At 43.5% G+C, this 11623-nt stretch carries 10 protein-coding genes; 6 read left to right on the top strand and 4 right to left on the bottom strand.

The features are described from left to right. The 5 genes from VMW01_03150 to VMW01_03130 form a co-directional block, all read left to right on the top strand. A partial coding sequence (locus tag VMW01_03150; protein ID HUW05237.1) for an ElyC/SanA/YdcF family protein occupies positions 1 to 283 on the top strand: 283 nt, incomplete at its 5' end. 485 nt (positions 284 to 768) lie between these two features. Continuing rightward, positions 769 to 2523, top strand: a complete 1755-nt coding sequence (locus VMW01_03145; GenBank protein ID HUW05236.1) for a tetratricopeptide repeat-containing sensor histidine kinase — start codon at positions 769 to 771, stop codon at positions 2521 to 2523. Between the two features lie 181 nt (positions 2524 to 2704). Then, on the top strand, positions 2705 to 3265 hold the full coding sequence (locus VMW01_03140; GenBank protein ID HUW05235.1) for a TetR/AcrR family transcriptional regulator: 561 nt from the start codon (positions 2705 to 2707) through the stop codon (positions 3263 to 3265). Between the two features lie 45 nt (positions 3266 to 3310). Continuing rightward, on the top strand, positions 3311 to 4141 hold the full coding sequence (locus tag VMW01_03135; GenBank protein ID HUW05234.1) for an SDR family oxidoreductase: 831 nt from the start codon (positions 3311 to 3313) through the stop codon (positions 4139 to 4141). 22 nt (positions 4142 to 4163) lie between these two features. Continuing rightward, positions 4164 to 5549, top strand: coding sequence for an aldehyde dehydrogenase (locus VMW01_03130; protein ID HUW05233.1), 1386 nt, complete (start codon positions 4164 to 4166; stop codon positions 5547 to 5549). Between the two features lie 56 nt (positions 5550 to 5605). Here VMW01_03130 and VMW01_03125 read toward each other — a convergent pair whose 3' ends face one another. Then, complete coding sequence (locus tag VMW01_03125) at positions 5606 to 7558, bottom strand: glycosyltransferase family 39 protein (GenBank protein ID HUW05232.1); 1953 nt, start codon at positions 7556 to 7558, stop codon at positions 5606 to 5608. 229 nt (positions 7559 to 7787) lie between these two features. Between VMW01_03125 and VMW01_03120 the strand changes: the two genes are divergently transcribed. Continuing rightward, entirely contained in the window at positions 7788 to 8210 is a 423-nt protein-coding gene (locus VMW01_03120) for a UPF0158 family protein (protein ID HUW05231.1), read from the top strand. A gap of 70 nt (positions 8211 to 8280) precedes the next feature. Here VMW01_03120 and VMW01_03115 read toward each other — a convergent pair whose 3' ends face one another. From VMW01_03115 to VMW01_03105, 3 genes are all read right to left on the bottom strand, one after another. Then, positions 8281 to 9756, bottom strand: coding sequence for an IgA Peptidase M64 (locus VMW01_03115; protein ID HUW05230.1), 1476 nt, complete (start codon positions 9754 to 9756; stop codon positions 8281 to 8283). A 163-nt stretch (positions 9757 to 9919) separates the two neighbouring features. Beyond that, complete coding sequence (locus VMW01_03110; protein HUW05229.1) at positions 9920 to 10939, bottom strand: bile acid:sodium symporter family protein; 1020 nt, start codon at positions 10937 to 10939, stop codon at positions 9920 to 9922. 58 nt (positions 10940 to 10997) lie between these two features. Then, complete coding sequence (locus VMW01_03105; protein HUW05228.1) at positions 10998 to 11303, bottom strand: ATP-binding protein; 306 nt, start codon at positions 11301 to 11303, stop codon at positions 10998 to 11000. Between the last annotated feature and the right edge of the window lie 320 nt (positions 11304 to 11623).

The following is an 11623-nucleotide window of genomic DNA, read 5'->3' as shown; positions in this document are numbered from 1 at the left end:
CTATGCCGGTATCCGAACTTTCGATTCGGTGGTTCGGAGCAAGGAAGTCTTTGGTATCGATAGCATTACAATCATTTCCCAGCGGTTCCATAATCAGCGTGCCCTGTATATTGCCCGCAACAAAGGAATTGCTGCCATTGCCTTCAATGCCAAAGATGTGGATGCCTATGATGGATTTAGGACCAGAGTGCGGGAGTACTTCGCACGCGTAAAGGTTATAATCGACATATGGTTCAATGCTCAGCCGCGCCACCTCGGACCAAAAGTGGTGATTGGGAGATAGGTTACTCATTTTTTTTACTGACTAGGTTTCACCAAATTGCTTCCCTCTGTTCTTGTTTGGCTTCTTCATGTTGTCCTACACCCATAATCCATAGCCATTTTTTCATCTCATCAGCTATTTCGACCAAAACTGCACCAATCCCCCGATTGCTCAACAATCCAATTGTTCTTTTCCCGAATAATTACCATTGCTTAGTCAAAAAGAACCGTCGTTTAATCCTCTCTTTAGGCCCGCAGGTAAAACTTACAAAACGGTGAGGTGCAGCTACCGTATGATTGTGTAGTAGCAATCGATTTCGCTACGAAGCATCATAAATTGGTAGTCATAGTGGTCATTTTTTTATCACTGGCTTGGTTTGCTTCTTAGTTTTTTAATTTTGGATGGAATACAAATGATTGCAATGAAGATGTTGGATTTACAATTTGCATTCACCCGAGAGAAAGTTGGCACTTTAAGGATTATGACGAAGCTTAATAAGGTAAGACATGTGGCGTAAGGTTATTGTATCCATAATGATGTTGGCAACCTTGAGTGGGGTGGCCTCTGCACAGAAGGGAACTATTTCGGCGGAGAAGGCAAAGGAACTTCAATTAATGGTTTCTCAGGCCAATGAAAGGCAGGGGAGTGGAGACTATAACCAGGCAGTGATGCTTTACAATCAGGCTGCCCAAGGATACCTGATGTATGGTATGACAAAGCAGGCAACCGATCTGCTACAAAGTGCATTGAAATATAGCCGTATCTTGGGGAATACCAACGGAATTCTTATTCTCGAAAATCAGCTGGGCATGCTCGCCTATGAGCAAGGTGAATTTTCTGAAGCTTCCGCATATTTTAATGATGGTATTGACCTTGCCCGGAAAGCTGGGCGGAAATCCGATTTAGCAACCATGCTGGTTAGCATATCCAACGTACTGTTTGAGCAGGGAAAGTATGCCGATGCAAAACAAAATGCAGATGAGGCTACCAGTATTGCAACTCAGCTCACCAGCTTGCCACTTCTGCAGTCATGCTACTCCCTTTCGAGTAGAATTGCCGAAAAGATGGGGGATAGGAAGAAAACTGCCGATTACTTTGAACTGTATACTGCCGTAACCAAAAAAATTCAACAGCAGCAAATGGCAGCAAATGAATTGAATGCCAATCAAAGGGTGGAGCAGGCGCATCAAAAGGTTCAGGAGGTTGTTGCCGCTAAACAATTAACGGAAAAGGAGTTGGCAGAGAACCAGAAGAGTCTGGAAAAGGCCCAACAAGTATCCCGTGAAATGCAGCTACAAATTGAGTTGCTCAACAAGGATCGCATGCTCAAGGAGGCCATAATTGCAAAGCAGAACCTTATGAGGTGGGTCTACATACTTATAATTATTGTATCACTACTATTTGCTTCACTCATATATTATGGTTATCGTTCTAAAAGGCGTGCAAATATATTGCTAAGGCTTCGCAATGATGAGATTGTTCGTCAGAATATAGAGATACAGACGCAAGCGGAGGAGCTTAAGGTTATTAACGATCAAAAAACGAAGCTCTTTTCAATCATTGCCCATGACCTTCGCAGCCCGCTAAGTTCGCTTGTAACTCTGCTAAACGTTGCCAATTCAGGATACATCTCCGATGATGACTTTAAGGTTGCCATTCAGGCATTAAGTGAAAATGTGAGCCATACATCCTCATTACTCGAAAACTTGCTGAATTGGGCACGATACCAAATGCAACGAGTTAAGGTAACTAAAGTGCAAGTAAACCTGCAGGAATTAGTTGAAGATAAAGTTAACTTACTCAAGGAACAGGCTCGGACAAAGGGCATAATTATGAAGAATAACGTTGCCGCAAACTGTTATGTATTTGCTGATTATGATATGGTTGCACTTGTAATACGTAACCTGATGTCAAATGCAGTGAAGTTTTGCATAGCAGGTGACAGCATTAGCATTTCAGCTACAATGGCTGCAAACGAAGCTGTGGTTGAGGTTAAGGATACCGGAGTGGGAATGTCATCCGATAGTTTGAGTCGGCTATTTGGAAGCGAGATATTCACCACTCCGGGAACTTCCAACGAGGCTGGCACTGGATTAGGTCTTATCCTTTGTAAGGAATTCGTGGAACTCAATAGTGGTAAAGTATGGGCAACCAGCGTATTGCACGAAGGTACCAGCTTCTTCTTTACTCTGGAGGCAGCATGTATTCACTCTGAGGTTGTGGGCTCATTATCAGTTAGTTCAAATCAGCAGCAGAATTAATAATTCTATACTGAAATTAATCTAACTCCCGTTGGCTCTGCTGATGGGAGTTTTGTATTTACTACTGCAGCATTCCTTTCAAATTTGGATTCCTTCTTGCAGTATTTCATACATATTTTATGAGCCGCAAAACATTCTTATATCTGAGTTGTTATTTATCGAATGAACATTCAATCTAAGCATGGATAAGCGACAAGCAATACTTCAGGTGATGCTCCGGCTAATTACCGAGCAGGGGATACACGCCACCCCCATGGCTCAGGTGGCCAAGGAGGCTGGCGTCGCCGCTGGGACAATCTACCACTACTTTTCCAGTAAGGAGCAGCTCGTCAACGAGCTCTACCTTGAAGTGAAGCGTGAGTTTGGCCAAGTACTGAACCTGCATCTATTGGTGGATTTGCCATTTAAAGAGCAATTTTGGAAGATTTGGCAGGCGTTATATCAATACTATATTGAGAATCCGCTGGCCTTTGGTTTTTCGGCTCAGCTGGCTCATTCACCACTCATTGCCTCTGAAATCAAGGAGACTGGTAAGACCCACTATCAACCTATTTACGATTTTTTTACCGCCGGTATGCAGCAGGGGTTGCTCAAACCAATGGACGTTACTTTAATGGCCGAGTTGATTTATGGCAACGTTGCGGTAACGGTTCAGCTGCAACAGAGTGGGGAAAGTTCCATATCTCCAGAATTGCTGGAACAGGCCATTCAATTCTCATGGGATGGGGTTGCCATTCAGTGATGAACTTGCTATGCAAATGAATATTCAATGGAAAAAGTAACTAGAATGAAAAAAACAATTTTGATTACAGGAGCCTCATCCGGAATAGGAAGAGGTACTGCCCTCTATTTTGCAGCCAAGGGTTGGAATGTTGCTGCTACCATGCGTACTCCAGAAAATGAAGTTGATTTGGGATTGGTTGAGGGCATAAAGTTGTTTCGACTCGATGTGACCAAGCCGGAGACCATCCGTCAGGCTATAGACGAGACAATCAATACCTTTGGCGCACTCGATGTGGTGGTGAATAATGCTGGTTATGGTGGTGTGGGTGTTTTTGAAGCCGCTTCACCAGAACAAATTCAGCGCCAGTTCGATACCAATGTTTTTGGGGTGATGAACGTTATTAGGGAGGTGCTTCCATACTTTCGAGAGCATCGAAGAGGAACTATTGTAAACGTAACTTCTGTTGGTGGGCTCATCACATTTCCAATTTATAGCGTTTACCATGCCACCAAGTGGGCTGTGGAGGGTTTTGCAGAGGCGCTGCAGTATGAGCTTAGGCCATTCAACATCCGAATTAAAAACATAGAGCCGGGTGCCATTAAGACTGACTTTTATGATCGTTCCCAAGATTTGTTTAAGAAGGATGGGCTCACCGAATACGATAGCTATGCGCAGGTAACGCTCGCTAACGCACAAAAGGTGGGACAAGATGCTCCCGGTCCGCACGTAGTTGCCAAAAAGATATATCAGGCCGCTACCAGTAGCAACTACCGCCTACGGTACGCTGCTGGACCACAGGCCCCAGCACTGCTTGTTCTCAGGTGGCTACTACCACTTTGCTGGTTTAGGGGGATTGTGAGAATGGTGGTTGAAAAAGGTTATCGCTCCAAGTAACCACATTAATGGACAAGAGATTATGGATGAGCAGAAACTTGAGATGGCATTTCGACTAAAGCGGGAATTTTTTGATGCCGGTAATACCCGCGAATACTCCTTCAGAATAAAACAGCTAAAGACCTTAAAGCGTGCCATTCAGGCACATGAACAGGAGGTTTTAGATGCCCTATATGCCGATATGCACAAGCCAACCATGGAGGCATACTCTAGCGAGGTGGGTATTCTGTACGAGGAGTTGAACTTTACAATTAAACACCTGCATAGTTGGATGAAGCCGGTGCGCGTATCAACACCGCTAGTGCTCCATCCCAGCAACTCGCGCATATATTCCGAACCACTGGGCGTAGTGCTAATAATTGGCCCTTGGAATTACCCTTTTCAGTTGCTGCTTGCGCCATTGATTGGAGCCATTGCTGCCGGTAACTGCGCAATAATAAAACCTTCTGACAATACGCGACATACATCTGCAATTGTTGAAAAAATTATTAGTTCGGCGTTTGCTGAAAATTACATTTCGGTGGTGCAGGGACCTGGCGCAATGGTAGGCCCAAAGCTTATAGAGCAGTTTGCTTTTAACCATATATTTTTCACCGGGAGTCCTTCGGTTGGCAAGCAAATTATGGCTATGGCTGCTAAGCACCTTACTCCTGTAACGCTCGAGTTGGGAGGGAAAAGCCCTGCTATTGTTCACGCTGATGCAAATCTCAAAGTTTCTGCAAAGCGGTTGGTTTGGGCCAAGTTCTTCAATGCTGGACAGACCTGCGTTTCGCCCGATTATCTTTTGGTACACAGTAGCGTGAAGGATGAGTTGGTGGCCCTGCTTTCCAAAACCATTACGGAGCTTCTTGGCAGCGACCCCCTGGTGAGCGAAGACTTTACCCACATTGTGAACGACCGTCGATTCAATACACTTATTGGCTACATTCAGGATGGAACGATTTTGCATGGTGGACGTTATGATGCGAACAATAGGGTTATTGAGCCAACTTTGCTCGATAAGGTATCGCTGGAAAGTAGCGTTATGAAGGAGGAGATATTTGGCCCAATTCTTCCAATAATCACCTATGAATCGATGGAGGAGGTGGTGCCAATTATTCGACGAAATCGCTACCCGCTGGCCTTCTATCTTTTTACTAAAAGCCGAAAGGTTGAGCAATACTTTTTAGATCGGGTTGAATTTGGAGGTGGAGCCATTAACAATGCATTGGTGCACCTAGTCAATTCACGTTTGCCCTTTGGCGGTGTTGGAAATAGCGGAATGGGCAGCTACCATGGAAGACAAAGTTTTGAGGTGATGTCGCACCAAAAAAGCGTTTTAAGAACCTCCACCACGGTTGATCCATCGCTTCGCTATGCACCTTACACTGTGGGGAAACTTAAGTGGATGAAGCGTTTTTTTCGCTGAAATGGTAAGATTTGTAGTGGTTTCCCCTTTATTCTAATGGATGAACCGCATTGTTGTTAATAAAAATCGATGGTGACATTGTCGTAAAGAATTTTCCTTTTTTCGACATCCCACAGGTATATGGTATATTCATTATGTTCTGATGGTGACGGATAAAGCGTAGGTAGCACGAGCTCCACATTATGCCATTTACCTGCATTCTCTGGTGTTAGATCTATTTCGTATTGCTGTTCGCTTATTCGTTCTTTTTTGGAGTGTAGCGAAGCAATTAACAGAAGTTTGCCCTCCTTTTCATTGGAGAAAATGCGTGCTTTGAATACTGGTTGGGCTTTATTAATCCTTTTTAGAGTAGAATCGTTTAGAGTTAAGGCCAACCCCCATTCGTTGTCCTTGTCAACAAAACCAACCCTGTTTTCAGGGTTTAAGGAGTCGACTTTTGAGCGGGTATTTTGCCAGAGCACGCTATAGTACCTTTCGAAATTGATACTTTCAGAAAGTCTGGGCTTACGGTTGTTAAACCCAAGCAGCTCATCGATGGAATGAGGAGAATGATCGCTGCTTCGTCGTAGGATAGTGATGTTTTCGTTTCCACCAACTCGCTCAACCATCGAGAGAATTTCAGGGTAGTTGCTCACCACGTCATTTATGAACAGACAATTTTGGATAGAAATGTAGTTATACGGCCATGTTAATGCTTTTTGAATCCAATCGTGGCTGAGGTATAGCATGGAGTAGCCTTGTCGATGCATTCTGGCCAAAGGAATGTTGGTGGAGTATGAACCAAGTGCTAGGATTTTCTGGTTTTTGCCAATTTTCAACGAGTCTAGCAGTTTATCTGAGTTGGCGTAGTTTTCAACGGTTAGCTCAATGGTATCTCTTCCTGGCTCTCGCCTCTCTTTTAGCCTTTTGTGTGCTTCACGTTGGGCGAGAACGGTAAATGAAAGCAGCAAGATTATCCCAACAACAATTCCTCTTTTGGTTTTTATGGAATAGACACTAATCAGTAATAAGAATAGAAGCGCTACTGGTAGAAAGAGGGAGTCGAGCCAGTAGTAATCGTGATCTCTATACTGCTTGGTCATTAGAAATGCGTAAAGAATTGCTCCAAAACCTGCAATGGCCGTTTGGATGGCAAGTGCCTTTTGGCTTGGTGTTAGCGCTATCTTTTTTATGATCAGGGCAACCGTAAAGGCTATGGCTGCTGCATAAAGTGCAATGTAGTGGATGTGGGTGTAGTAGTGGAATTTCCAATGATAGTAGGCGGCCCAAAAGGTGTCTTTAAAATTTTGAAGTGAATCGGGAGGAGCTGGGCTTCCAAGAAAAATGGAACCGTTGGCGTGACGAAGGTGCTGATTGTATAAGAAGTAGCCAACAATAGCCATAAATGATGCTCCATAAGTTATGATTTTATTCCATGAAAATTTTTTCTCCTTCGTAGCCAGAAGTAGTTGATGGCAAAGAGTTGCAATAAGAAAAATGGCAAAAGGAGTGCGGGCTAACGCGGCTAGGGTGAGAAACAGAATTGCTAGCCAAAATTCCTTCATCTTTTTGCTTTGCAGGTGACAAAAGAAGAAGTAGTAGCCAATGATTGCGTTCGCCAGTGACGGTATGGTTGGAATAAAAGTTGCTTGGTAGTAAATGAAAACGGGAGAGAGACTTACAAAAAGTACTGTGGCATATGGAGCAATGCTGTTGCTGGATATCTTTCTCGCTAATAGGAATAGAAACAGCAGACCGATCAAGCTATAAACAAGGTCGTAAATTCGCATCCAAAATGGATATTCTGTTCCAGTTAGTCCCATCAGCAGTGCTGGGATGTATTGATGAATGGGGAAGTCGATACTTGTTAACCGGTTTGGATAGGGGGTTCCGTAATTGTCGGGGAACTGCTTGTTTAGTATGTAGGTTTGAGGATGAAAAAAGTCGTATCCATTCTCGGTAAATCCTAGTGCCACGGAGTAGTAGTCGGCTTGCGTCCAAGCGTGAATAAACGATGGGAAACGATTCATTTCCTTTTGGTGATAATGCACCAACAGGGCAAGAATTGTCAGAACTAAAAGGAGGGGAAAAAATATCTTTCTGAGGAGTTTATGCATCGTAACGGTTAACAAGTTGATTCAAAGTAAAGAAATTTCAGGCCACCATCTTTATTTTGTGTCGTATTTTTAGGATAAAATAATCGAGGTAATACTTCCGCAAACGATTTCGTTTTTGTAGTTTTGTTTAAATTCAACCACCATGATTAAGCTATCTCAAAAGCAGCTGCTCACCATTGCTTCAGATCTTGAAATGGGTATGCGCTGTTACATCAACAAGAATACGGGCGATATAATTACCGTGCCGGTGTTGGAGGATATGTTTTTTGATGAGGATCAAGAGATGGAGGATCTCCTCAGACCTGTAAGAGAATCCCCTGAGAAATACTTGGAAGTTGAGAGAATGCCATCTGCAAAGATGCGGGAGGTTATGAATAAATTTGCGACCGAAGAGGATGATGCAGTAGTTAAGCAGCAGCTAATCGATGCTCTTCAAGGACAGAGGCCATTTAGAGCTTTTAAACGAGTGGTTAGCAGTTCAGTTGATTTTCGTCAAAGGTGGTTTGTGTATAAGGCCAATTGCTACCGAACTTGGGTTGAAAAGCAGCTTCTTAATATTATTTAGAAAAAGTATCAAATCCGTCATAATAAAGGGAGAGGCTGTTCATCTTATTGAGCAGCCTCTCCTCATATAGCTATCGGCTATACTCATCAATAACATTGCTAATACTGCGTTGGCATACCTTACAAAATTTCTCGTGGCGAGTATACATTATGCAGTCCACTTGGGGTCGGTAAAGCCCTTTAGCCGAATAGCCTGCGCCTTCGAATGCTCCAACGGCATCCTTGTACTTCTCCTTGCTGAATAGCTCTGTTTCCATCGCTTTTTGGTTAAGGAATAGATTTTCCATAACGCTTTCGTCCACGTGAGCGGCACGCAGGCTATCACGCGTTTTTTGAACCTGATATTCATACTTGTCAAAAGCCTCCTTGTTCCAAGGGGTAGGGATGGGCGTGCCCTCTGTTACAAGGTCTTTCCATTTGAGATTATTCTTATCCAAAAGGGCGGTAATATTTGGTTCCCATGGTTCCACCGTAATGTTGGGCGCTTCGTAGGCAACTGCGGAGGAGTAGTACTCATCGGCGAGGCCGGCTAGGTGGTGTCCAAGTTCGTGAATCATTATGTAGTTCGAAAAGCGATTATCGGCGGCTACAGTGGTGTAAAGATTGTAAATACCACCACCTCCATAGGTTCTTTCGTTAACCAGAATAACCGTGAAATCGTAAGGAACTGCAGAGGCAACATTTCGAATGGTTTTGTTGTCGTAGCTTAGGAGGTATCGCTCGGAGTCGAAGCTGCTATAGTGTGTCGAAAGTGGGCTTCGCCTAAAAATTCCATGGTGCGGTTTGGTTACACCCGACTCTTCTGCGGGTGTTTCCACTGCACGAATATTAATGTCCTTAATTCTGCTCTTGTATGGTTCAACACCTAAAAGTGCTGCTGAAAGACGCTTTGCGTCGCTTCTGAATTTTCCCATTTCAGCTTCAGTGTAGCCATCACCCAGAATTACAATATCGAGTTTGGTGCTTGCTGGCCCATTACTGGCAATGATATCCACCTTTTCGGTATGTTTTATTTCAGCTGGATTTACCTGTCGCGAAGCCGGATCGATGGTGGTAATCCATACGGTTTCAAATTTATTCTTGCTATCCCGTTTTTTGAGTTTTATTATTACTGACTTTAATGGCCATGGGAATCGGAGCGATTCTGAGAATGTTCCCCACAGCGAGTCGGCCTCGGGTGTACTTTGCCACTCGCCAAATATGCTGGCAAATCCACGGGAGTATAGCAATATATTTGAGGCCTTATCAACCACCTCAAAGAAGTAGGAGCCCAGCTCAAATTTGTCGATGAGCTGTGTTTGGCTTCCAGACCATAAACCATCGTTCACAACCTGATCAATGGCAAAATGCTCCCGCTTTGCGTTGCCCGTATGGTAGTAATCGAGCCGCATGGTTTTATCGGTGAAGTAGGTTTTGAAATCTACATTACCGCGATTTATTGTTGCAATGGTGTCGATATTCTTCGGTTGATTTTTTGCCGTTTGACTCTTAGGAGTGCAGCCGGCAAAACCAATCACAATGGTAGTTAGTATTACAATTTTTCGCATAGGTAGTGGGTTTTGTTCTGGACCAAGTTATAAATGATTTGACAGATAAAATACTTGGCTTAGGTTTTTGTTTTTTAGTTTTGAGACAATTTTATCTTAACCTGCCTTGAATTGAAACGCCTGGCAACTTTAATTTTTTCTCTGATATATACTGCGGCTAGCCTTATTTGATGGTCGAGCCTCCTTTTCGCGCCATCCGCTGGGCAATTACGCTGGCAGCGATAAGTTGGAGTGCATGGTAAATCATCAGCGGGAGCAGAATAATCCCTGCTGCAGCACTGTTTGGAAAGAGAACCTTGCTCATTACAGATCCGTGCACTAGCGATTTTTTCGAACCGCAAAATACGGCTGTAATATTGTCTTCCCTACTAAAGTGAAGTATCTTTCCAATTAGGGTAATTAAACCAAACATAAGAAAGAATATACTCACCATACCAAGGCCAAGAAGCAGAATATCGCTGATGGTGTGGTTTGCAAACATGTGTTCAGCGAATGATTGACAGAAGGCGGTATACACAATCAGCAAAATGGTAGTTTGGTCGAAGTAGCGTAGCTGCTTTCGATGCTTTTCGGCCAAGGCACCAAGTTTGGAATGCAGCAGTAAACCTAGAACCACAGGAAATAGTACCTGAAGCATTAATTTCAGGATGATTACCGTTAGGTCGATATGACCGCTACCTGAAGCAATGAAAATGCCCATCCAAATTGGGGTAATAAAAACACCAATTAATGCAGATATGCTGGCGTTGAAGATGGCTCCGGGTATATTGCCTCCGGCAATTGAAACCATTACTACGGAGGATGATACGGTAGATGGTAGCGCAGCTACAAAGAAAACGCCTAGCCAAATAAGGTTTGTGCTTTCAACGTGAAGCATGTGTATAATGCCAAGAATTAAAAGGGGGAATAGAACAAAGGTAGCCAGCTGCACAGTGAGGTGCAGGTGCCAGTTGCTCAATCCTTCACGTAATCGTTGAGGACTGAGCCGTAATCCGTAGAAGAAAAATATGAGCGAAATGCCGTAGTTTGCTAGCTCTTTTAGAGAGAATAGTCCCTTTTGAACACCGGGTGATGGTAAAAGATAGGCCAGTAGAATCATGCCCATCAAGGCTAGAATAAACCAGTCGAGTCCAACCTTTGTTAGCAATAACCATAAGCTTTTGCTGGCCTTTTGTTGCTTCATCTATTTTGTTAAGTTTAGGAAGGCAAAAGTAGAAAAATTGCTTGACTGACTTAACCACTTAACCTTTTTGCTGCTGATCATTCTTCAACGTCACAACCATTCTGGTATTTCCATTCCTGCTCTCAGCAGAAATAGTTCCCTTATGCAGCTTTGCAATTTGGCGTGCAAGGCTCAACCCAACCCCACTGCCTTGTGGCTTGGTGGTGAAAAAGGGGGTAAACATTTGCTCCAAAATGTCAGGTGGAATACCATCGCCGTTATCGCTAACTATGAGCTGTACCTCTTCATCCAGTGCCATGCATTCAATGGTGATTTTCTTTTTTTGTCCTTGGCATGGTGCTTCAATTGCATTCCGCAGCATCATTATTAGCAACTATTCAATTTGATGATGATCTATTAATTTTCTAATTTGCCTTTATTTGTTCACTATTTATTTTATACATTTTCCTATTAAACGACCCTAAGTTGGCGAAGTCAAAATAAAATCTTGAATCAATCAGTTACTAACACAAAACCGAACTCAATGAAAAAACTTATTGCTGTTGCAGCTGCTTTTTGCCTGTTCGTAAGTGCTTACGGCCAGGAACAGGGCAGGTTGCTGCGCTTTCCTTCTGTGGGAGGCAACGAGATAGCTTTTACCTATGCTGGAGACCTTTATACCGTGCCAATTTCAGGTGGTGTTGC

The sequence above is a fragment of the Williamwhitmania sp. genome (genome assembly GCA_035529935.1).
Lineage (GTDB): Bacteria > Bacteroidota > Bacteroidia > Bacteroidales > Williamwhitmaniaceae > Williamwhitmania.
The sequence above is the reverse complement of the archived record's forward strand: the minus strand, read 5'-3'. Positions and strand labels throughout refer to the sequence as shown.

What these genes read in the sequence shown, in the direction of transcription:
- VMW01_03105 (HUW05228.1), bottom strand. Translation starts at nt 11,303, where the DNA reads ATGATGCTGCGGAATGCAATTGAAGCACCATGCCAAGGACAAAAAAAG.
- VMW01_03140 (HUW05235.1), top strand. Translation starts at nt 2,705, where the DNA reads ATGGATAAGCGACAAGCAATACTTCAGGTGATGCTCCGGCTAATTACC.
- VMW01_03110 (HUW05229.1), bottom strand. Translation starts at nt 10,939, where the DNA reads ATGAAGCAACAAAAGGCCAGCAAAAGCTTATGGTTATTGCTAACAAAG.
- VMW01_03125 (HUW05232.1), bottom strand. Translation starts at nt 7,558, where the DNA reads ATGAATCGTTTCCCATCGTTTATTCACGCTTGGACGCAAGCCGACTAC.
- VMW01_03135 (HUW05234.1), top strand. Translation starts at nt 3,311, where the DNA reads ATGAAAAAAACAATTTTGATTACAGGAGCCTCATCCGGAATAGGAAGA.
- VMW01_03120 (HUW05231.1), top strand. Translation starts at nt 7,788, where the DNA reads ATGATTAAGCTATCTCAAAAGCAGCTGCTCACCATTGCTTCAGATCTT.
- VMW01_03115 (HUW05230.1), bottom strand. Translation starts at nt 9,756, where the DNA reads ATGCGAAAAATTGTAATACTAACTACCATTGTGATTGGTTTTGCCGGC.
- VMW01_03130 (HUW05233.1), top strand. Translation starts at nt 4,164, where the DNA reads ATGGATGAGCAGAAACTTGAGATGGCATTTCGACTAAAGCGGGAATTT.
- VMW01_03145 (HUW05236.1), top strand. Translation starts at nt 769, where the DNA reads ATGTGGCGTAAGGTTATTGTATCCATAATGATGTTGGCAACCTTGAGT.